We start from the raw sequence: 21,153 nt of genomic DNA on the forward strand, positions 1-21,153 counted from the left end.
ATTAAATTTCATTTTTTTGAATCAGTTCAGCAACTAATTTTCCTGAGATTAAGGCTGGAGGAACTCCGGGTCCAGGAACCGTTAATTGCCCAGTAAAATAAAGTTGATTCACTTTTTTGCTTTTTAACTTAGGTCTTAAAAAGGCTGTTTGCATTAGTGTATTTGCCATGCCGTAAGCATTTCCTTTGTAAGAGTTGTAATCTTCAACAAAATCCTTAACACAATAAGATTCTTTAAACAGGATATGTTCACGGACATTTTGCTCGGTTTTATTTTCGAATCTATTTATAATAATATCGAAATATTGCTGACGTAATTCAGGTGTGTCTTCCAATCCTGGTGCGATTGGTATAAGAAAAAAACCAGTCTCACAACCTTTAGGAGCCATACTTTGATCTGTTACTGAAGGAAAGTTAACATAAAAAAGTGGATTTTCAGGCCATTTAGGGTGATCATATATGTCTTCGGCATGCGTTTCAAAATTAGTATCAAAAAATAAATTGTGATGTTCAACGTTTTTTAACTTTTGATCAAAACCAACATAAAAAAGTAGGGAAGAGGGCGCAAAAGTCCGGCTTTCCCAATATTTCTCACTGTACTGTCGGTAAGTCTTATCCAAAAGCGTTTCTGTATGATGATAATCCGCTCCACTGATAACAATATCCGAATGGATCATTTTACCATTTACGGTAATACTTTTAACGGTTTTATTTTCAACATTTATTTTTTCAACATTGCTATTAGGATAGATTGAAACGCCTAGACTTTCAGCTAAATTTTTCATGGCTTTAACAATTTCGTACATGCCGCCTTTAGGATGCCAAGTTCCTAAACCAAAGTCAGCAAAATTCATGAAACTGTAAAATGATGGTGTTTCATTTGGCTTGGCGCCCAAAAAGAGCACAGGGAATTCCAAGGTTGAAATAAGTTTAGGGTTTTTAAAATTTTTACGAACCTCAGAACTTATAGTTTTGTAAAAACGATCCAATCTGGTAATGGTTTCCATGGTCACTAATTCAAAAGGCGAAAGACCAGGTTTTAGAACCACCTTATTTATAGCGATGTCATAATGATCTTGTGCTTTTGCTATAAATTGGCGAAGTGGTTTAGAACTTCCCGATTCTATGCGTTCAAACTCTTCACAGATTTTATCCATGTGATCACCAATAGTAATAACATCGTCTGAGAAAAAAATTTTATAAGCCGGATTTAATTTGTCTAGCTGATAATAGTCACTCGCCTTTTTTCCAAAATCATTAAAGAATTTTTCAAAAATATCTGGCATCCAATACCAACTTGGTCCCATGTCAAAAGTGAAACCATCTTTAATAAGTTGTCTGGCTCTTCCGCCAACAGTAGGATTTTTTTCAAAAATAGAAACCTTGTAACCCGCTTGTGCTAAATAGCACGAAGCCGATAATGCTGAGAAGCCTGAACCTATTATGGAAATTGTTTTCTGCATTAGACTTAAAGTGCTTCCATTAGGCTTTGAATGGAATTAAAGGTTTTGATGTTTTGAGGTAATTGGTTAATATCTACGTCGTTGAGTATTTGTCCGAGAACCCAAAATTTTGTGTTTGGTTTTTTAATCACCAAGTTACTAAAATCATTGAAATAGTTTAAAACATCTTCTTTGAGTGGTCTTACGGTAAAATAAGAAAGGTAAATAATTTCATCATAGTAATTTTGAAGTTCCACCAAACTCTCAATAGGAACACTTTGTCCTAAAAAAATGGAATGGTAACCTTTACTGACCAGTTGATGGTTAATGAACATTAAACCCAGTTCGTGTATTTCGTTATCCGGTAAATACAACACAAAGGTTTTTGTTGATTTGTTAGTTTGTTTGGATTGAATTATTTCAGTATTTATTAATATTTTCTGACGAATAAGTGTTGTAATAAAATGCTCGTGCGCAGGAGTTATAGTGTCTGTTTGCCATAGCAGGCCAATTTCAGTTAACAAAGGAATAAATATGTCATAGAAAATTGCTTTAAACTCTTTTTCTTTGAGAAGGGAACTGTAGGTTTTATAGAACAGCGCTTGATCAAAGTTTAACATGGATAATTTAAAAGCATTGATAGCGTGACTTTCTAAATTGGTTTCAGCCGCAATTTCTCTAACTAATTGAGGGATTTCAGCTTCCTTCATTTTAGCAATCTTTGAAATTTTATAGCCGTTGTTATTAAGGTAACTAACATTGAGAAGCTTTTGGAAACTCTTTAAATCATAGTATCTAATATTAGTTTCCGTACGTTTTGGTTCTAGTAGATTGTATCGTTTTTCCCAAATTCTTATAGTGTGTGCTTTAATTCCTGTAAGATTTTCAAGATCTTTAATACTGAATTGATTCTTAATATTGTTCATTTTTTTTAAATAATGATTAAACAAAAATACAATTTATAAGCATAAGATGCGTGGATTTAACAAAAATTATATAAAAAAAGAACAAATTGAATGGACATGCTTTTAACACATCAAATGACTTTTTGATAAGCCTAAGTTAGTAATTAAAAGTAGCAATGCACTATTTTGTTTAAAAAATGAGGATATGGTATAATCTAATGGATTTGAAGAAAAAAAGTGCGCACGAGAAGACTCGAACTTCCACGGACTAATGTCCACCAACCCCTCAAGCTGGCGCGTCTACCAATTCCGCCACGTGCGCAAAATAATGAGGTAAAGATAAAAAAAAAGTTAAGCAATTTGCTTAACCTTTTTAGTGACCAGTCTGGGGCTCGAACCCAGGACCCTCTCCTTAAAAGGGAGATGCTCTGCCAACTGAGCTAACTAGTCAAAATGTTTTCTCTTTAACGAGGGTGCAAATATAAAATGTTTAATTAATAATACAATACTTTTTTTATTTAATTTTTCGTTTTTTTGTAGTCTATTTACCTATCGGTTTAAAAATCAATTTATAAGCATTATGATTATAGTTTTAATAGGATATATGGGATCTGGAAAATCAACCATTGGTAAGGAATTGGCTACAGTTCTTAACTATGATTTTTTAGATTTAGACGATTATATTTCCAATAAGGAAAATGCTTCCATTCCTGAAATTTTTAAAAAGAAAGGGGAAATCTATTTCAGAAAAAAAGAAACCGAATATCTATCTGAAGTTATTAGTACTTTAGAAAATGTGGTATTGGCCTTAGGTGGAGGGACACCTTGTTACGGAAACAATATGGAGTTATTAAAGGTTATTTCTAATTTGAAATCATTTTACCTCAAACTTTCCATTCCACTTTTGGCCAAACGGTTATTTCTAGAACGTTCAAAAAGGCCTTTAATAAGTCATATTAATTCTGAAACTGAATTATTGGAATTTATTGGTAAGCATCTCTTTGAAAGGTCACCATATTATAGTCAATCGGAATTTACAATAAATACAGATCACAAAACAAAACAAGAAATTTTAGAAGCACTTTTGGCGCATTTAATCTAAATAAGCTTCATAAGGTTGCTTGGATAAATTAACGTGCACATGCTCAAACAATGATGTAGAAAGTGAAATGCCTTTAAAATCTGCTTTTACAGGATATTTTTTATGATTTCGATTGACTAAAACTGCCGTTTTAAATTGTTTAAGTGGGACATCAAGAAAATGCTTAATTCCATAAATTAAGGTACTGCCAGAATTTAGAACATCGTCAATCAATACAATAGATTTATTAGTGTAATCTTCTTTACCAATTGACGTTTTTATAGGTGTTGTTGGTTCAGATTTGTTTATGGTTACTTTACACAAAGTAGATTCTATACTGGAGATTTTATCTAAATTCGACTTTATTTTTTTCGCTAATAAATAGCCATTGTTCTCAATACCTGCAATTATAAGTTCTGTTTCATCAACATTACTCTCATAAATTTGATAAGCGATACGTTTTATTTTATGCTCAATTTCTTTATGACTTAATATGGTGTTCTTTGTTAATGCCATAGTTTAAAAAACTAGTTAAAATTATAGAAGATCCTTTTTTCGCGTTAAGATGAGTTCTAAATACACATCATGCGTTTTCAAAGATAAAAAACAGTTCTTTACCTTGTCTTTGTTTTATGGAATTTATTGAAGGTTCTAAAACTTTTATGTGGAACTTAGATTCAAAACGTGATTGATATTCAGCACGGTTTCCTCCAAATGGTGGTCCATCTTCAGTTAATTCAAAATTGAAGAACAAGCCAACAAGCTTCCCTTTAGGTTTTAACAATTGGTGCATTTGTTCTACATATTTTTCACGCAAACTTGGGTTTAGCGCACAGAAGAAGGTTTGTTCAATAATGAGGTCATAAGTATCCCTAAGTTCAAAAAAATCAACATTTAAAAGTTGTTTTTCAGGAAAATCTGGTATGCGCGATTTTAAATTATCCAAAGGTTGTTGTGCAACATCCAATACGTAAACATGCTTAAATCCATTGTTCCATAAGTATTCGGCTTCATAACTGTTGCCTGCACCAGGAATTAATATTTTTAACGACTTATCTTCTAATTGGTCGATATAGTTTTTAAGAGGTGTAGATACGTAACCAATATTCCAACCGGTTTGGTCTTTAGCGTATCGATTTTCCCAATAGATCTTGTTGATTTCATTCATGTTACTAATTACTCTTAAAATAGGGACGTTTGATTTCTATAAATTAATTCATTTTGACTATAATGCTCTCGGCAATCTTTTTTAATCTTGATTCTTGGTTCTATAATCGAAGCGGTCTTTTATCTTTCTCAAAACTTACTCTTCATCATCATAAAAATCATCAATATCACGTCGGTCTTTTTTGGTTGGTCTTCCAGTGCCTTTTTTTCTGTAGTAGTCCTTACTATATTTTAAAAGTTCCTTAGCTTCAAAAGCCGATTTAGGTGTGGTGTCAACTCTATAAATATCTACCAATTTAGCACCTACACGATTTGGAGGTAAATCATTTACGGTCAGCTGGTAGATGATTTGGTCCTTTCTTAGTTCAATTTTATCGGTAGGAAAAACTTCCCTTGAGGGTTTTACAGCAGCACCATTAACTTTTACTTGTCCTTTTTTACAGGCTTTTGTGGCAATACTGCGTGTTTTGTAATATCGCACACACCATAAATATTTATCAATTCGCATATCTTTTTTACTAAAAACTCCGTTAAAGGAATAGTACAAAAATATTATATTATTGTATCTTGCGGCTTAAAAATTAGCAATAATGAATTTCATCTGTTAACTGTGGTGGTAACAGATGAACAAAATGAATTTCTATGAAAATTAAAACGTTAACGTTTAGTCTTGTTTTGCTGGCTATTACAGCAGTATTTATTTCGTGTAATAATGATGATGACGGAGGTGGAGGGACACCATTTGTTGAAGCGGATAGAACAGAACAGCAAGCAGAGGATAATGCTGAAATTCAAGCATATTTGAGTTCACATTACTACAATTCAAGTTTTTTTGAGACAGGAACGGATCATAAATACACGGATATCATCATAACGGAATTAGAAGAAGGGGAAAGCGTACCAGATGGCCATACCATATTAAGCGAGGCAGTACAAACACGTAACGTTACTTACTTGGAAACTTACTATGAGTATTATGTGTTGACTCTGAATCAAGGTCAAGGTGATTCGCCAAGGTTTACGGATTTTGTCCGAGTTAGGTATGAAGGAAGTTCAATAAGTGCAGAAGTAGGAGGTGTGGAAGAGGTATTTGATTCTGCCATTACACCAGCGGATTTCTATTTGCAAACTGATTTTAATAACATAAATGCAGTTATAAAAGCATGGCAATTGGTTATGCCATCATTTAATGCAGGAACATTTAATGGCATAGATCCAGATACTGGAAGCATAAGTTATTCGAATCCTGGTTTAGGAGTCATGTTTATACCATCTGGTTTGGCGTATTTTTCTGGGTCAGCAACTGGATCGTCTTATGATAACCTTATTTTTAAGTTTGAATTATTACAGTTTGAAACCATGGATCACGATAATGACGGAATTCCGTCTTATGTTGAAGATTTAAATAATAACTTAGATCTTCTTGATGATGATACTGACGAAGATGGCATACCTAATTTTATAGACAATAATGATGATGGAGATCTTGTATTGACCATAGATGAATTGATTCCAAACACCTATATAATTGATACTAACAATGGTGAAGTGGAACCGACACTCTCTACCGATGAATATGAAAGAAGTAGATATATAACAGAAGGAATAATTACACTTAAAACAGTAACCATTGCAGATTCTAACAATGATGGGCCTGATTATTTAGATGAAACCATTGAAACCAATTATAATTTACCAAGCAATTAAGTACTAATTTAAGAATTTAAACAAGAAAGCCGCTCAATTAATGAGCGGCTTTCTTGTTTTTATAGTTAAAAATTACAATCCTATCGACAAACTTAGTATCAATTGATCTGGTCTCGTATCTATTCTACTCTCACTAACGGTTACCAAATTAGTATTGACAAAAGTGGCTTCATTGTCACTAAAACCGCGTTCATACCTCAGGTCGATTCCGATTTTTCTGAAATTAACTCCGACTCCAAAATTTAGTCCTACAGAAAAATCGTCCTTAACATTATCAATATTGATACCGTCAAATTCTGTGTCTAGTATATACTGAAACGAAGGTCCTGCAAAAACACTCAAAGGTCCAATGACCCTTAAACCAACTAATACTGGAGCATCGATTTTCTTAACCGAAAATTCATTGCTGTTATAGTCACTTTTTGTGGCTGTATATATAAGTTCAGGTCTTAAGTAAAGTTTGTTTCCTATTTTTCCAAATACACCAACATGATAGCCAATATTGCGATCGGGATTTTTCGCGTTAGCATTGGTTGACTCAATATAGTCTCCATTTGCACTGTAATTTAAACCGCCTTTCAATCCAAATAAACTTTCGGTTTGTGCAGTGCTGTTAAAACCAATAAAAGCTAAGATTACAGTTAGGGCAACTGATTTTTTCAAATGTTTCATAATGTTCGTTTTTAAGATTAAGTATTCCTAATAACAAAAACGCTGCCAAAATGAAGTTATTTTCTTTTCAGTACTTTTTTAACAGCTTTAATAATCGCTTCACTATTTAAGCCATACTTATCCATCAGCTGTGCTGGAGTTCCTGATTCACCAAAAGTGTCATTGGTAGCCACAAATTCTTGAGGAGTTGGTTGGTGTTTCGCTAAAACCCTAGCTATACTTTCTCCAAGTCCTCCTAAATAATTGTGTTCCTCGGCTGTAACAACACAGCCTGTTTTGGCAACGGATTCTAAAATAGCGTTATCATCTAAAGGTTTTATGGTATGAATGTTTATCACTTCAGCAGAAATACCAGCTTCATTTAAGGCTTTTGAAGCTTCTAAAGCTTCCCACACTAAATGACCTGTTGCTATAATAGTAACGTCAGTACCCTCCGTAAATTTAAGGGCTTTTCCTATTTCAAATTTTTGATCTGAAGGTGTAAAAATTGGAACAGAAGGACGACCAAATCTTAAATAAACGGGGCCGTCGTGTTCTGCAATAGCTATCGTTGCTGCTTTGGTCTGGTTATAATCACAAGGATTTATAACCACCATGCCTGGCAACATTTTCATTAATCCGATATCTTCTAAAATTTGATGTGTCGCGCCATCCTCACCTAAAGTCAAACCAGCGTGCGACGCACATATTTTTACATTCTTACCAGAGTAGGCAATAGATTGACGAATTTGATCATAAACCCTTCCTGTAGAGAAATTAGCAAAGGTTCCTGTAAACGGGATTTTTCCGCCAATAGTTAAACCAGCCGCAATGCCCATCATGTTGGCCTCTGCGATACCGACTTGGAAAAAACGCTCGGGATTTTCGTCTATGAATTCTTTCATTTTTAAAGACCCAATTAAGTCTGCGCATAAGGCAACCACATTAGGGTTTGTGCGGCCTAATTCTGCTAAACCTGCACCAAAGCCACTTCTAGTATCTTTCTTTTCTGTATATGTGTATGTTTTCATAAGCCTACCCAACCCTTCCAGAGGAAGGGCTTTAAAAGGGTTATATTTTTAGTTGTTTTTTTTCATCATTTAGGTCCTTCCCTTGGGGAAGGATTTAGGATGGGATTAATAGTCTCCTAAAGTTTCAGCATTTTGATCTAATCCAATAGCTAATTGCTCGTCATTTGGCGCTTTTCCATGCCAAGCATGTGTGTGCATCATAAAATCCACACCATTACCCATTATGGAATGTAGCAAAACACAAACAGGCTTTCCTTTTCCGGTCAGCGACTTTGCTTCTTTCATTCCTTTAAGAATTGCCTCTATATCATTACCTTTTTCAATGTCTAAAACGGTCCAACCAAAAGCTTCAAATTTCGCCCTTAGACTTCCCATTGGTAGAACATCGTCTGTAGAACCATCAATCTGTTGTTGGTTTAAATCTACGGTGGAAATCAAATTATCAACTTTTTTAGCCGAAGCATACATAATGGCTTCCCAATTCTGTCCTTCTTGTAATTCGCCATCGCCATGAAGACTATAGATTAAATGGTCATCATTATTCAATTTCTTAGCTTGGGCAGCGCCAATGGCAACAGACATTCCCTGTCCTAAGGAACCAGAAGCAATTCTTATACCTGGTAGACCTTCATGTGTTGTTGGATGACCTTGTAATCGTGAATCAATTAACCTAAACGTGTTGAGTTCTTCCACAGGAAAATATCCAGATCGTGCCAACACACTATAAAATACGGGTGAAATATGTCCGTTTGACAAAAAGAATAAATCTTCTCCTATGCCGTTCATATCAAAACTGTCCTTGCGCTCCATGAGCTCTTGGTAAAGTGATACAAAAAATTCTGTACAACCTAATGAACCTCCAGGATGACCAGAGTTGACCTTGTGTACCATTCGCAATATATCTCTACGAACTTGAGTTGTTAAATCTTCTAATTCTTTAATGTTTGGCATGTTGTGTTGCTTATATTTAGTAAAAAAAAAATCCATGAAAGTTTTCTTTCGAGGTTTCAGTTTTACCTCTCCTCGGGAAAGGTAAAAATTGGTTTCTTACAATTCTGGTTGAGGCTACAAAAGTAACTTTTTACACAGGTCTTTAAAAAAATGAAATACTTCACTTATCAACGAAATGTGCGATTTGCTAACAATCTTTAAAAATTCAACTGCATAAAACCATTTTGTTTAGGCTGCATCCTTTATAACCAATAGAGAAAAGATTGAGCCCTATTATTTTTTAAATTTAATTTAAGAAGGAATCTTAAAGAGTTAATTATATTTGCCGTCTGACAACGATTTAATGATATTTAATAGAGTAGCAAACGATAAAGAAACCAAAGCAAGAGCAGGAACTATTACCACAGATCATGGAAGTATAGAAACGCCGATTTTTATGCCAGTTGGTACTGTGGCTTCTGTAAAAGGTGTGCATCAGCGGGAATTGAAAAATGATATTAATCCAGATATTATACTTGGAAATACATATCATTTATATTTAAGACCACAAACTCCAATTTTAGAACAAGCAGGTGGTTTGCACAAATTCATGAACTGGGACAGGAATATTCTAACCGATTCTGGTGGCTACCAAGTGTATTCGATGTCTTCCAACCGAAAAATTAAGGAAGAAGGTGTTAAGTTTAAATCACATATCGATGGAAGCTATCATGTGTTTACGCCCGAAAATGTCATGGAAGTTCAACGCAGTATAGGTGCAGATATTATCATGGCTTTCGATGAGTGTACACCGTATCCATGCGATTATAATTATGCCAAACGTTCAATGCACATGACGCATCGTTGGTTAGAGCGTTGTTTAACTCATCTAAAAAAGACACCTTTTAAGTACGACTATGAACAAACATTTTTTCCCATTGTTCAAGGTAGTTGCTATAAGGATTTAAGGGAACAATCTGCAGAATATATCGCAAATGCAGGCGCAGAAGGGAATGCCATTGGAGGTCTTTCCGTTGGTGAACCAGCAGAGGAAATGTATGCCATGACAGATGTGGTTTGCAATATTCTGCCAGAAGACAAACCGCGCTATTTGATGGGTGTCGGAACACCAATCAATATATTAGAAAATATTGCGTTAGGTGTAGATATGTTCGATTGTGTGATGCCTACTCGGAATGCGAGAAATGGTATGTTGTTTACCGCTCATGGCTCAATTAATATTAAGAATCTAAAATGGGCCAATGATTTTTCGCCTGTGGATGAAATGGGCATAACCTTTGTAGATACCGAGTATAGTAAAGCCTATTTAAGACATTTATTTACAGTCAATGAATTATTGGGAAAGCAGATCGCAACCATTCATAACCTTGGTTTTTACCTATGGCTGACAAGAGAAGCCAGAAAACATATTATTGCTGGTGATTTTAGAGCTTGGAAAGAAAAAATGGTAAAGCAAATGGATAACCGATTGTAGTAAACTAAATGAAGAATGAATAATTAAAAAATCAGAATAATTCATGAATTCATGATACAATTCATTCCGGAATTTAATTTTAAACCATAAACCATAAACCATAAACCATAAACCATAAACCATAAACCATAAACCATAAACCATAAACCATAAACCATAAGCAAACTTGAAAATCCTAGATTGGTACATATTAAAACGGTATTTATTTACCTTTCTGATGATGCTACTATTGTTTGTTCCCATTGGAATAACTGTAGATTTAGCAGAGAAGGTAGGTAGAATGATTGAAAATGATGCTTCACTTGGTGAAGTGGGCTTTTACTATATGAATTTTACGGTTTATTTTGCCAACCTCTTATTTCCTTTATTTTTGTTTTTATCTGTGATTTGGTTCACATCCAAATTGGCGAATAACACAGAGATAGTAGCATTTTTAAGTTCTGGAACGTCATTTTCAAGATTTTTAAGACCTTATATGATAGGTGCCACTATTGTTGCAGGTTTTGCCATGTTTTTAGGAATGTACTTAGCGCCGATTGCTAGCCAAGGGTTTAATGAATTCAAGTTTAAATATTTAAAGAAGAATAAAGATATCCAGCAAACACGCGATGTGTATCAACAAATAAATGATAACGATTACATCTATGTTAGTAATTTCATTCCAAGAAACAAAACGGGTCATAAATTTACGTACGAACATTTTGAAGGCAACGAACTCAAGTACAAAATTTTTGCTGACAATATTCGGTACGTAGAGGAAGATAGTATGTACAGTCTCACAACTTATCTTAAACGCTCTTTTGAAAATGGTGTAGAAACGGTGGAAAAAGAAAATCGAAAATTATTGGATTTACCTTTCGAAATCGAAGATTTGACGCCTGTACAGTATGCTGCTGAGACAAAATCTTATGGTGAGCTATTGAAATTTATAGCAGCCGAAAAAAGAAGAGGTTCTCCTAATATTGGACGATATCAAGTGGTGAAATTAAAAAAATGGAGTTTACCGGTTTCCATATTTATTTTAACAATTATTGCCGTTGCCGTATCTTCAGTTAAAAGAAGAGGAGGCATGGGCGTGAATCTTGCTTTAGGTATTTCTATTGCTATGATTTACGTTTTCTTTGATAAGGTCTTTGGGGTAATGGCAGAACAGTCCGATTTTCCTGCCGTTGTTGCGGTATGGTTTCCTAATGTAATATTTGGTATTTTAGCAGTATATCTGCTACAAAATGCCAAACGCTAAACTAAAGCATTATATACATTTACATTTTCTGGTAGTCATAGCCGGATTCACTGCTATTCTAGGTGAGTTAATTACTATAGGAGCTTTGGAATTGGTTTGGTACCGAATGGCCATGGCCGGTATTTTAATGTTCATTTACATCAAAATTATTCGGCTAAATATTAAAATTTCGAGACGAACCTTTTGGCAGTTTTCTGCGGCAGGAGTGATTATTGCCTTACATTGGATCACTTTTTTTGAAGCCATCAACCAAGCCAATGTTTCTATTGCTTTAGCCATGTTTTCTTCAGGTGCATTTTTTGCTTCTTTCATTGAACCTTTCATTTTTAAACGTCGTATTCTAGGTTACGAAATTATCTTTGGTATCATAGTGGTGTTGGGAGTGGTTTTAATCACAAGTAGTGAAATAAGTTACATTAATGGTATTGTTTTAGGCTTATTATCAGCATTATTTTCAACGCTGTTTGCCGTTATCAATGGTCGTTTTATAGAAAAACATAATGCGACGGTAATTTCATTTTACGAATTTGTTAGTGGCGTATTGTTTTTAACTGTATTTATTCTAGCGTCAGGTAAAACATTTAATGCAGAATTCTTTGCACTTTCCAATTCAGATTGGATGTATTTATTCATATTAGCATCTATTTGCACAGCCTATGCTTTTATCGGTTCCGTAGATGTGATGCGTTATATAAGTCCGTTTACCGTTATTTTAAGTTATAATCTAGAACCACTTTATGGCATCGCAATCGCTCTAATGCTTTTTCCAGAAACCGAAAAAATGTCACCACAATTTTATTTAGGTGCTATTTTAGTTTTGGTTACGGTATTGATGGACGCCATTTTTAAAAACTATAAAAGGAGAAAAAGTAAAACACGCCAAATTACCAATTAAAGTTTTTATATTTGCCTAACTAACTAAAACAATAAATTAACTTCAAATTGTATGGAATACTTAGAGTTTGAATTACCCATAAAAGAGCTGGAAGATCAGCTCGATAAATGTCAGATTATAGGAAAAGAAAGTGAGGTAGATGTTACTGAAACCTGTAAACAGATTGAGAAAAAATTAGCAGCAACTAAAAAGGATATCTATAAGAATCTTACGGCTTGGCAACGTGTTCAATTATCGCGTCATCCAAATAGACCATATACTTTAGATCATATCAAAGCACTTTGTGGCGATACGTTTTTGGAATTGCATGGTGATCGAAATGTAAAGGATGACAAAGCCATGATAGGTGGTTTAGGAAAAATTGGAGACCAATCGTATATGTTTATTGGTCAGCAAAAAGGCTATAATACCAAAACAAGACAGTATCGTAATTTCGGAATGTCCAATCCTGAAGGGTATCGAAAAGCCTTACGATTAATGAAATCTGCAGAGAAATTTGGAATTCCTGTCGTGACTTTAATTGATACGCCTGGTGCCTATCCTGGTTTAGAAGCTGAGGAACGTGGCCAAGGCGAGGCCATCGCCAGAAATATTTTGGAAATGGCGCGTCTAAAAGTACCAATCATTACTATTATTATTGGAGAAGGCGCTTCAGGTGGAGCGTTGGGTATTGGCGTTGGTGACCGCGTTATGATGTTAGAGAATACATGGTATTCCGTTATTTCTCCTGAATCCTGTTCTTCTATTTTATGGCGAAGCTGGGAATATAAGGAACAAGCTGCTGAAGCCCTGAAACTAACAGCAAAGGACATGAAGCGGATGAAGCTCGTCGATTCAATTATCAAAGAACCACTTGGTGGCGCACATACAGATAGGGATAAAACGTTTTCAGCTGTGAGTGATGCCATTGTCAAGGCTTTTGAAGAGCTTAAAAACTTATCACCAAAAGATTTAGTGAAACAGCGTATGGAAAAATACGATAATATGGGAGTCTATAAAGACTAAATCCACTGAACATACGGAACTATAAAAAACTGAAGTTTATACTTCGGTTTTTTTTGGCGCTATTAACAATAAATCAGAGTTATTAACAGTTAAATTGTTGAAGACCTGTTAAGATTGTAAAACAGTCTGACGCATTTCATCGATTCTATTTAACTACTTTTGTAAACTATGAAACAACCAAACCCAGTACAAGGCTACAAAGTTGATAAAAGTACTATTATCAACTTAGAAAAAGGAAAAATACCACCTCAAGCAATTGATTTAGAGGAAGTTGTACTTGGGGCAATGATGATCGATAAAAAAGGTGTTGATGAAGTTATTGACATCTTAAGTGCAGATGCTTTCTATAAAGAAGCCCACAAAAACATCTTTGAAGCCATTTTCAAATTATTTGAAAACAGTGAACCGGTTGACTTATTAACCGTTTCGAGCCAATTAAAGAAGGATGAAAAACTGGATATGGTTGGAGGTGATTTTTATCTCATTTCCTTAACCCAACGTGTCTCTTCTTCGGCTCATATTGAGTTTCATGCGCGTATTATTCTTCAGAAATATATTCAGCGGAGTTTGATCAAAATTTCAAACGAAATTATTGAAGAAGCATATGACGAAACAAGGGATGTTTTCGATCTTTTAGATACGGCTGAAGCCAAATTATATGAAGTTACCCAAGGTAACGTTAAGAAATCTACGGAATCTGCCCAGAGTTTGGTAATTCAAGCGAAAAAGAAAATTGAGGAAATTTCAAACAAAGAGGGTATGAGTGGCATCCCTTCAGGTTTTGATAAACTCGACAAACTGACTTCTGGTTGGCAACCGTCTGATTTAGTGATTATCGCAGCACGTCCAGGTATGGGTAAAACGGCATTTACTTTAACCATGGCTCGTAATGTGGCTGTAAATAGTAATATTCCTGTGGCTTTCTTTTCTCTGGAAATGTCTTCAGTACAGTTGATCACCCGTTTAATTTCTAGTGAAACAGGTCTGTCTTCGGAAAAATTGAGAACAGGGAAACTTGAAAAACACGAATGGGAACAGCTTAATGTCAAAGTAAAAACTTTAGAAAAAGCACCATTATTTATTGATGATACACCTTCATTGTCCATTTTCGATTTAAGGGCAAAAGCGCGTCGTTTGGCATCGCAATTTGGTATTAAAATGATAATGATAGATTATTTGCAGCTGATGACCGCAGGAGGAAGTCAGAAAGGCGGTAATCGTGAACAGGAAATTTCCATGATCTCCCGTAACTTAAAAGCATTGGCAAAAGAATTGAATCTTCCTGTAATTGCCTTGTCACAGTTATCGCGAGCAGTAGAAACAAGAGGAGGAAGCAAACGTCCTTTATTGTCAGATTTACGTGAATCTGGTGCCATTGAGCAAGATGCCGATATCGTTTCCTTTATCTACAGACCGGAATATTACAAGATTGACGAATGGGATGATGAAGAGCGTTCGCCAACCGAAGGGCAAGGAGAGTTCATTGTTGCCAAACACAGAAATGGTGGTTTGGAAAACATTAGACTGAAGTTTATCGGTCACCTAGGTAAGTTCGATAATTTGGATGATTTTGATACACCTTTTGGCGAATTTCACTCTAAAATGAATGCAGCTGCTAACGACAATACCTTCAAACCAGATAATTTCCCGTCACCTTCCGATGCCTTTGATGGACCTGAGGATGATGGCGTTCCTTTTTAACAGCTTTTTAAGTGATTGAAAATGGTTTTTTAACTTATCTTTGCACGCTTAGTTAGTTAAAAACCAAATTGCCTGATGTTAGACCAAAGACGTACAACAAACGTTTTGTTGTTAATTATTGTAGTTCCTTTAGTATTTTATTTACTAAAGATCTTGTCTTTTATATTTATTCCATTGATCTTTTCAATGTTTATCGCTTTATTGTTCTTACCATTAATGCGATGGTTGGGACGTAGAAGAGTGCCAAAATTCATAAGTATTATTATTGTTCTACTATTGGTGGCTTTAGGGCTTAAGTTGGGTATTGAGCTTGTGCAGTTATCCAGTAAGCAAATATTGGCTAATAATACGGAGTTTTTATCTAAAGCGGAATTAAAATTATCAGATTTAAAAATCTATTTACTGGACAACTTTGGGATTGAATTTGAGCAAGAACACGGTTTTTTAGGACAGTTTTTTCAAAAAGATAAATTAGGGTCAACACTTGGATTCTTAAATTCGTTCTTAACGTCTTTGTTAATGACTGTTTTCTTTGTAGTACTTTGGTTAGCAGAATCCATTAATGTTCAGAAATTAATGAACAATACCTTATTGAAAAGAAAACATACCTCTGTTAAAACCTTTATGAAAATTGAAAAAGACCTAATTAAGTTTATAAAAGTAAAGTTTTTGGTCAGTGCTTTGACAGGAATTTTTACAGGACTTATGTGCGTATTCTTTGACGTAAGCTTCCCTATTTTTTGGGGCTTATTTGCCTTCGCCATCAACTTTGTTCAAATGGTTGGTTCCTTTATTTCAGTTATACTATTATCGATTTTTGCTTTTGTTGAATTAGACCCAACGAGTACGTTGTTCTTTTTCATTTTTGCAATCTCAATGGTTCAAGTCACATTTGGAGCTATTTTAGAGCCTATTTTCATGGGGAAATCATTTTCAATCAATGTCATTGCAGTATTGGTAATGCTCATGTTTTGGGGTTTTCTTTGGGGAATTCCAGGCTTGATTATGGCAATTCCAATAACCGTTTTTATTAAAATTATTTTAGAACAATTTGAAGGCACCAAAGTCATTGCCAGTTTACTTTCTGGAAGTGAGACCGCATTAGACTAATTGTCTTATTGATTTCAAAACATTATATTTTTAAGTATCTTTCTACTTTAAGATTAAAGGCCTGACTGCATATAGTTGAGATTCATAAATCTCTGTATTTTATTGCAAATATGCTGGTCAGTCAGTAAGAATAAGGTCTTGGTTCATTGTTTTAAAAGCGAAGCGGTCTTATGTCTTTTATTAAATTTCACAAAAATGGTTCACGGTACGCACAATGCTCTAGAAGATTCAAGAAATAACGATATTCTTATTTCAATTAACGACCAATTATTTCCACGGAACGAAGCCAAAATCTCCGTTTTTGATAGTGGATATTTAGTGGGTGATGGTATTTGGGAAGCCATGCGCTTGCATCATGGTGTATTAGTGTTTTTGGAGGACCACTTTAATCGATTGTGGAGTGCCGCGGCAACTGTTGGAATGCATTTACCATTTACTAAGGAAGAATTAAAGACCAAAGTTTGGAATACGCTCAAAGCTAATAATATGAGCGACGGAGTTCATGTGAGGATCATGATAACGCGTGGCATTAAAAAAACACCTTCCCAGGATCCAAGATTAACCATTTCCGGACCTAATGTGGTTATTATTCCTGAATTTAAAACCGCTTCAACGGACTCCAAAGAAAAAGGAATTACCCTTTTTACAAGTACCATTAGAAGAGGATCTCCAGATTATTTAGATCCAAGATTAAACTGCCATAGCAAACTTCATGAGGTTCAAGCCTTAATTCAGGCCATTCAAGCTGGTGCGGATGAAGCCTTAATGTTGGATATTCATGGCTTTGTTTCCACTTGTAATGCTACTAATTTTTTTATCGTAAATAAAGGTGAGGTTTGGACTTCTACAAGTAAATATTGCATGAATGGCATTACCAGAGCCAAAGTCATAGAAGTTTGTAATACGAATAAGATTCCGTGTTTTGAAAAAGACTTTTCCCTATTTGATGTGTATAGTGCAGATGAAGCTTTTGTAACAGGGACATTTGGAGGTTTAACGCCTGTCACCAAAATCGATGGTAGAACAATTGGTGAAGGTAAATATGGAAATACAACACGGAAACTTAATGGACTTTATGAAGCATTAATAGAAAATACGGTAAATAATGGATAACATAAAACGGATATGTTTATGGTCTGGTCTACGGAATATTTCTACAGCATTGATGTATGCTTTCGCTCAAAGGACAGACACCAAAGTTTTTGATGAACCTTTATATGCCTATTATTTGAAAAACCATTCGGAAGCCCACAAATACCATCCAGGATCTGAAGCTATTTTGGATACCATGGAAAATGATGGAGAAAAAGTGGTGGACATGATGCTAAACAATACTGAAAAGCCGGTATTGTTTTTCAAACATATGACGCATCATTTGTTGGGTCTAAAGCGTGATTTTATGAAAACCACCATCAATATTATTCTAACTAGAGATCCTGAAGAGATGTTGCCTTCATTTGATAAGGTAATTAAAAATCCTTCGCTACACGATGTAGGTTATGCACTTCACGTTGAATTAGTCAATTATTTCAAGACGAATAACATTCCATTCACGGTTTTAGACAGTAAAAACGTGTTGTTACATCCAGAACGAACCCTTGGTAAATTGTGTGAATTTGTAGGAATACCATTCGATAAAAACATGTTGTCATGGCAACCACAACAGCGGAAAGAAGATGGTATTTGGGCGAAGTATTGGTATGATAATGTCCATAAATCTAGTGGTTTTATGAAGTATAGGGCAAAAGCAGAGCCATTTCCAGAGCATCTATATCCACTCTTAAAAAAGAGCATTCCTCATTATAATACGCTTTTAAAATTTTCGAACTAACATTTTTATCCGTTCGTAGTTTAATTCAAATAAACTACTTCACTTAATTTGAGAGCGTTGTTGATGTTTGAATTTTATCTTTCGAAATGCATTATAGAAGTTCAATTTAAATCAAGTTACAATCGTTTTTACCTTGGTTTATCAATCAGTTGATTAAAGTTCTCTAGGTCTTAAAAGAATATTAAATTCAGCCTCGAAAGACTAAAAATTACTTATATTTCGTTTTAAATAAATGAAATTGAAAAAAATTGCCCTCTTATTATTTACACTCTTCTTAAGTGCCAATGTTTACGCATCTTATATTCTTATTCCAATGGATGCTGAAACACAAAAAAATCATTTGAAAGCTTACGGAGTTACATACTGGACCTTAGAACGAGAACTGAAAGTAAAGTGGTTGCTCAATTATAGAGGAGGTTCGTTTTTGTTACCAGATGCCGAAATTATTCAACGTGAATGCCAAATCCGTGGTGTGTCTTTTGAAATTATTTCAGATACAAAGGCCGCTCAAATACTGGAAGATATTGCCAGTCCTTCTTTAAATCAGGAAGCAGTGGTTTTAGAAAAAGCGCCAAAAATTGCCGTTTATACACCATATGGAAAACAACCTTGGGACGATGCCGTGACTATGGTGCTTACCTATGCCGAGATTCCGTATGAAACCATTTACGATGAAGAAGTATTGAAAGATGAATTATTACTTTACGATTGGTTACACTTACATCACGAAGATTTTACCGGCCAATACGGTAAGTTCTATAGAGCCTACCGTTCTGCAGCTTGGTATATTGAAGAAAAGAAAAATGCGGAGGCATTGGCAAAACGATTGGGTTATGATAAAGTTTCTGAGGAGAAATTAGCTGTGGCACTTAAAATTAGAGACTATGTTGTTGGTGGTGGATTTATGTTTGCCATGTGTTCAGCAACCGATAGTTTTGATATTGCGCTGTCTGCCAAAGGGGTGGATATTTGCGAACCGATGTTTGATGGAGACGGAAGCGATCCAGGCTATCAGAATAAAATAGACTACGCCAATACTTTTGCTTTTAAGGATTATATTTTGGAACGTAGCCCAAATGTGTATGAGTTTTCGTCTATAGATATGACCCAAAAGCGACGAATTCCGAAGACAACTGATTATTTTTCATTAATGGAATATTCGGCAAAATGGGATCCAATTCCAACGATGCTAACTCAAAATCATACCGCATTGGTAAAAGGTTTTATGGGACAAACGACATCATTTACCAGGGACGAAATAAAATCCAATGTACTCGTAATGGGAGAAAACAGAACTAATGGTGAAGCAAAATACATTCACGGCATAAAAGGAAAAGGATTTTTTACATTTTATGGAGGTCATGATCCCGAAGATTATACACATAGGGTGGGAGACCCAAAAACTGAATTGGATTTGCACCCAACATCGCCTGGTTACCGCTTAATATTAAATAATGTGTTGTTTCCAGCGGCTAAAAAGAAAAAGCAGAAGACCTAATTGTAATATCGATATTGATTATTTTTTCATATCTTAAAATATAAATTCAACATATAATGCTAACAAAAGAAACCATACTCAATAAAATCCAAATTTTAATTACCAATCATTTTGAAACACCAGAAGAAGCTTTTGCTTTTTTTGATAAAGATGGCGATGGGAAGTTAAGTAAAGATGAAATAGCGAAACTGCTGAAACAAGCTGAAATTAGTGGTTTTGTCCGTGGTTTGATTTCTAGAAAACTTATAGAAGGTTACGATAAAGATGGTGATGAACTTATCAATTGGGCAGAATTTAAGTTGGCTATTGATGAAATAAAAGAATAAATAAGAAGCTACACGATTTTGAAATTCGAAATAAAACAATTTTTCCGACTTTTATTCTATTCGATTCTGTTTTGGTCGTTTGCTTTTTGTGCATTTATATTTATACGTTATTTTGGAAGGAATCAAGAACAGGTTAAGACCGAAAATCTAATTGACATTGTAACACCTTCCCAGTATCTAGTTTTTGGCGTGATACTTGGTATAATGGTAGCCATTGTTTATACCATTGTAGAGTTCTTTTTCGATAAATATTTGTCCAAAAGATTATATCTCTGGGTAGTACTTCTTATAAAATCCATTTTTTATTTAATTTTCTTAATATTTTCTTTAACCTTTATTGCGAGCTTAGCAGAAGTATATATCCAAGTAGATTTTCCAAACGAAAGTCTTTGGTGGAAATCCAACAAAATATTTTGGATGGTCACGGCTTATTTTATGTTATGCTCTTTATTATTTTCGTTTTTTAGAATTGCGAATAATAAATTTGGTAAAGGGGTTATTTTTAATATGCTTTTGGGGCGTTACCGAAAGCCAAGGGAAGTAGAACGTGTACTTATGTTTTTGGATTTAAAATCTTCTACAACGATTGCCGAAGATTTAGGGCATCTAAAATATAGTCAGTTTATTCAAGATTGTTTTTACTATCTCAATAGAATTGTCGGTAAATATGGCGCGGAGATTTATCAATATGTTGGAGACGAGGCTGTGTTGACCTGGAACTTGAAGAGAAAAACAAGAAAAAATATCAATTGTATAAACTTGTTTTTTGAATATGATCATAAGCTAAAAAAGCATTCAAAATATTACATGAAGAAATATGGTGTCGTCCCAGAATTTAAGGCTGGAATCCATTCGGGGAAAATAATAATTGCGGAAGTTGGTACCATAAAGAAGGAGTTGGCTTATCATGGCGATGTCATTAACACAACCTCACGAATACAAGAGCAATGCAATGAATATAATGAATCCTTATTGATTTCTGAAGACTTCTTAGCTAAGCTAAATTTGAAAAAAAAGTATGAAGCAGTTTCATTAGGTAGTGAATTACTGGATGGTAAAACGGAATCACATAAGTTGTTCGCTATTCACAAAATTTAGATTTCCATTACAATTATATAATTAGAAATTTTTATTTG

At 34.6% G+C, this 21,153-nt stretch carries 21 protein-coding genes and 2 tRNA genes; 13 read left to right on the forward strand and 10 right to left on the reverse strand.

What is annotated here, in order from left to right; genetic code table 11:
* Nucleotide 1: 1 nt before the first annotated feature.
* From HM987_RS07295 to HM987_RS07310, 4 genes are all read right to left on the reverse strand, one after another.
* Nucleotides 2-1,462, reverse strand: coding sequence for a phytoene desaturase family protein (locus HM987_RS07295; protein WP_179006582.1), 1,461 nt, complete (start codon nucleotides 1,460-1,462; stop codon nucleotides 2-4).
* Between the two features lie 5 nt (nucleotides 1,463-1,467).
* Nucleotides 1,468-2,367 (reverse strand): MerR family transcriptional regulator, encoded by a 900-nt coding sequence (locus HM987_RS07300; protein WP_179006584.1) that lies wholly within the window; start codon nucleotides 2,365-2,367, stop codon nucleotides 1,468-1,470.
* A gap of 217 nt (nucleotides 2,368-2,584) precedes the next feature.
* A tRNA-Leu gene (locus tag HM987_RS07305) sits at nucleotides 2,585-2,668 on the reverse strand.
* 55 nt (nucleotides 2,669-2,723) lie between these two features.
* Nucleotides 2,724-2,796 (reverse strand) — tRNA-Lys (locus HM987_RS07310).
* 130 nt (nucleotides 2,797-2,926) lie between these two features.
* Between HM987_RS07310 and HM987_RS07315 the strand changes: the two genes are divergently transcribed.
* Nucleotides 2,927-3,448 (forward strand): shikimate kinase, encoded by a 522-nt coding sequence (locus HM987_RS07315; RefSeq protein WP_179006586.1) that lies wholly within the window; start codon nucleotides 2,927-2,929, stop codon nucleotides 3,446-3,448.
* Here the strand turns inward: HM987_RS07315 and HM987_RS07320 are convergent.
* From HM987_RS07320 to HM987_RS07330, 3 genes are all read right to left on the reverse strand, one after another.
* Nucleotides 3,440-3,943, reverse strand: coding sequence for a phosphoribosyltransferase family protein (locus tag HM987_RS07320; protein WP_179006588.1), 504 nt, complete (start codon nucleotides 3,941-3,943; stop codon nucleotides 3,440-3,442). The genes HM987_RS07315 and HM987_RS07320 overlap by 9 nt on opposite strands.
* 67 nt (nucleotides 3,944-4,010) lie before the next feature.
* Nucleotides 4,011-4,595 (reverse strand): methyltransferase, encoded by a 585-nt coding sequence (locus tag HM987_RS07325; RefSeq protein ID WP_179006590.1) that lies wholly within the window; start codon nucleotides 4,593-4,595, stop codon nucleotides 4,011-4,013.
* 135 nt (nucleotides 4,596-4,730) lie between these two features.
* Entirely contained in the window at nucleotides 4,731-5,102 is a 372-nt protein-coding gene (locus HM987_RS07330; RefSeq protein WP_178984275.1) for an RNA-binding S4 domain-containing protein, read from the reverse strand.
* A gap of 134 nt (nucleotides 5,103-5,236) precedes the next feature.
* On the opposite strand from HM987_RS07330, the gene HM987_RS07335 reads away from it, so the two are divergent.
* Entirely contained in the window at nucleotides 5,237-6,301 is a 1,065-nt protein-coding gene (locus tag HM987_RS07335; protein WP_179006592.1) for an FKBP-type peptidyl-prolyl cis-trans isomerase, read from the forward strand.
* Nucleotides 6,302-6,373: 72 nt separating this feature from the next.
* Here HM987_RS07335 and HM987_RS07340 read toward each other — a convergent pair whose 3' ends face one another.
* From HM987_RS07340 to HM987_RS07350, 3 genes are all read right to left on the reverse strand, one after another.
* Nucleotides 6,374-6,973: a porin family protein gene (locus HM987_RS07340; RefSeq protein WP_179006594.1), complete on the reverse strand. Its 600-nt coding sequence runs from the start codon at nucleotides 6,971-6,973 to the stop codon at nucleotides 6,374-6,376.
* Nucleotides 6,974-7,029: 56 nt separating this feature from the next.
* On the reverse strand, nucleotides 7,030-7,983 hold the full coding sequence (locus HM987_RS07345) for a transketolase family protein (protein ID WP_179006596.1): 954 nt from the start codon (nucleotides 7,981-7,983) through the stop codon (nucleotides 7,030-7,032).
* A 105-nt stretch (nucleotides 7,984-8,088) separates the two neighbouring features.
* Nucleotides 8,089-8,934 (reverse strand): transketolase, encoded by an 846-nt coding sequence (locus tag HM987_RS07350; protein WP_179006598.1) that lies wholly within the window; start codon nucleotides 8,932-8,934, stop codon nucleotides 8,089-8,091.
* 343 nt (nucleotides 8,935-9,277) lie between these two features.
* Between HM987_RS07350 and tgt the strand changes: the two genes are divergently transcribed.
* From tgt to HM987_RS07405, 11 genes are all read left to right on the forward strand, one after another.
* Nucleotides 9,278-10,408, forward strand: coding sequence for a tRNA guanosine(34) transglycosylase Tgt (tgt, locus tag HM987_RS07355; RefSeq protein WP_179006600.1), 1,131 nt, complete (start codon nucleotides 9,278-9,280; stop codon nucleotides 10,406-10,408).
* 166 nt (nucleotides 10,409-10,574) lie between these two features.
* The gene (locus HM987_RS07360) at nucleotides 10,575-11,651 is read left to right on the forward strand and encodes an LptF/LptG family permease (protein WP_179006602.1); all 1,077 of its coding nucleotides are present in this window, start codon (nucleotides 10,575-10,577) and stop codon (nucleotides 11,649-11,651) included.
* Entirely contained in the window at nucleotides 11,638-12,546 is a 909-nt protein-coding gene (locus HM987_RS07365; protein WP_179006604.1) for a DMT family transporter, read from the forward strand. The genes HM987_RS07360 and HM987_RS07365 overlap by 14 nt, the downstream gene beginning before the upstream one ends.
* 51 nt (nucleotides 12,547-12,597) lie before the next feature.
* Nucleotides 12,598-13,551: an acetyl-CoA carboxylase carboxyltransferase subunit alpha gene (locus HM987_RS07370; protein ID WP_179006605.1), complete on the forward strand. Its 954-nt coding sequence runs from the start codon at nucleotides 12,598-12,600 to the stop codon at nucleotides 13,549-13,551.
* A 168-nt stretch (nucleotides 13,552-13,719) separates the two neighbouring features.
* A complete protein-coding gene (gene dnaB, locus HM987_RS07375) occupies nucleotides 13,720-15,252 on the forward strand; it encodes a replicative DNA helicase (RefSeq protein ID WP_178988248.1) in 1,533 nt (510 codons plus the stop codon).
* Between the two features lie 75 nt (nucleotides 15,253-15,327).
* The gene (locus HM987_RS07380; protein WP_179006607.1) at nucleotides 15,328-16,362 is read left to right on the forward strand and encodes an AI-2E family transporter; all 1,035 of its coding nucleotides are present in this window, start codon (nucleotides 15,328-15,330) and stop codon (nucleotides 16,360-16,362) included.
* 195 nt (nucleotides 16,363-16,557) lie between these two features.
* Nucleotides 16,558-17,475, forward strand: a complete 918-nt coding sequence (locus tag HM987_RS07385) for an aminotransferase class IV (protein WP_179006609.1) — start codon at nucleotides 16,558-16,560, stop codon at nucleotides 17,473-17,475.
* On the forward strand, nucleotides 17,468-18,193 hold the full coding sequence (locus HM987_RS07390) for a sulfotransferase-like domain-containing protein (protein ID WP_229724639.1): 726 nt from the start codon (nucleotides 17,468-17,470) through the stop codon (nucleotides 18,191-18,193). Before HM987_RS07385 ends, HM987_RS07390 begins: the two co-directional genes overlap by 8 nt.
* A gap of 313 nt (nucleotides 18,194-18,506) precedes the next feature.
* Complete coding sequence (locus HM987_RS07395; RefSeq protein WP_179009942.1) at nucleotides 18,507-19,691, forward strand: asparagine synthetase B; 1,185 nt, start codon at nucleotides 18,507-18,509, stop codon at nucleotides 19,689-19,691.
* Nucleotides 19,692-19,747: 56 nt separating this feature from the next.
* A complete protein-coding gene (locus HM987_RS07400) occupies nucleotides 19,748-20,017 on the forward strand; it encodes an EF-hand domain-containing protein (RefSeq protein ID WP_179006612.1) in 270 nt (89 codons plus the stop codon).
* 204 nt (nucleotides 20,018-20,221) lie between these two features.
* On the forward strand, nucleotides 20,222-21,115 hold the full coding sequence (locus HM987_RS07405; protein ID WP_229724642.1) for an adenylate/guanylate cyclase domain-containing protein: 894 nt from the start codon (nucleotides 20,222-20,224) through the stop codon (nucleotides 21,113-21,115).
* Nucleotides 21,116-21,153 lie beyond the last annotated feature (38 nt).

It is taken from the genome of Winogradskyella forsetii (genome assembly GCF_013394595.1).
Lineage (GTDB): Bacteria > Bacteroidota > Bacteroidia > Flavobacteriales > Flavobacteriaceae > Winogradskyella > Winogradskyella forsetii.

Coding starts and splice junctions, on each gene's coding strand:
- HM987_RS07295 (WP_179006582.1), bottom strand. CDS start 1,462: ATGCAGAAAACAATTTCCATAATAGGTTCAGGCTTCTCAGCATTATCG.
- HM987_RS07300 (WP_179006584.1), bottom strand. CDS start 2,367: ATGAACAATATTAAGAATCAATTCAGTATTAAAGATCTTGAAAATCTT.
- HM987_RS07315 (WP_179006586.1), top strand. CDS start 2,927: ATGATTATAGTTTTAATAGGATATATGGGATCTGGAAAATCAACCATT.
- HM987_RS07320 (WP_179006588.1), bottom strand. CDS start 3,943: ATGGCATTAACAAAGAACACCATATTAAGTCATAAAGAAATTGAGCAT.
- HM987_RS07325 (WP_179006590.1), bottom strand. CDS start 4,595: ATGAATGAAATCAACAAGATCTATTGGGAAAATCGATACGCTAAAGAC.
- HM987_RS07330 (WP_178984275.1), bottom strand. CDS start 5,102: ATGCGAATTGATAAATATTTATGGTGTGTGCGATATTACAAAACACGC.
- HM987_RS07335 (WP_179006592.1), top strand. CDS start 5,237: ATGAAAATTAAAACGTTAACGTTTAGTCTTGTTTTGCTGGCTATTACA.
- HM987_RS07340 (WP_179006594.1), bottom strand. CDS start 6,973: ATGAAACATTTGAAAAAATCAGTTGCCCTAACTGTAATCTTAGCTTTT.
- HM987_RS07345 (WP_179006596.1), bottom strand. CDS start 7,983: ATGAAAACATACACATATACAGAAAAGAAAGATACTAGAAGTGGCTTT.
- HM987_RS07350 (WP_179006598.1), bottom strand. CDS start 8,934: ATGCCAAACATTAAAGAATTAGAAGATTTAACAACTCAAGTTCGTAGA.
- tgt (WP_179006600.1), top strand. CDS start 9,278: ATGATATTTAATAGAGTAGCAAACGATAAAGAAACCAAAGCAAGAGCA.
- HM987_RS07365 (WP_179006604.1), top strand. CDS start 11,638: ATGCCAAACGCTAAACTAAAGCATTATATACATTTACATTTTCTGGTA.
- HM987_RS07370 (WP_179006605.1), top strand. CDS start 12,598: ATGGAATACTTAGAGTTTGAATTACCCATAAAAGAGCTGGAAGATCAG.
- dnaB (WP_178988248.1), top strand. CDS start 13,720: ATGAAACAACCAAACCCAGTACAAGGCTACAAAGTTGATAAAAGTACT.
- HM987_RS07380 (WP_179006607.1), top strand. CDS start 15,328: ATGTTAGACCAAAGACGTACAACAAACGTTTTGTTGTTAATTATTGTA.
- HM987_RS07385 (WP_179006609.1), top strand. CDS start 16,558: ATGGTTCACGGTACGCACAATGCTCTAGAAGATTCAAGAAATAACGAT.
- HM987_RS07390 (WP_229724639.1), top strand. CDS start 17,468: ATGGATAACATAAAACGGATATGTTTATGGTCTGGTCTACGGAATATT.
- HM987_RS07395 (WP_179009942.1), top strand. CDS start 18,507: ATGGATGCTGAAACACAAAAAAATCATTTGAAAGCTTACGGAGTTACA.
- HM987_RS07400 (WP_179006612.1), top strand. CDS start 19,748: ATGCTAACAAAAGAAACCATACTCAATAAAATCCAAATTTTAATTACC.
- HM987_RS07405 (WP_229724642.1), top strand. CDS start 20,222: ATGGTAGCCATTGTTTATACCATTGTAGAGTTCTTTTTCGATAAATAT.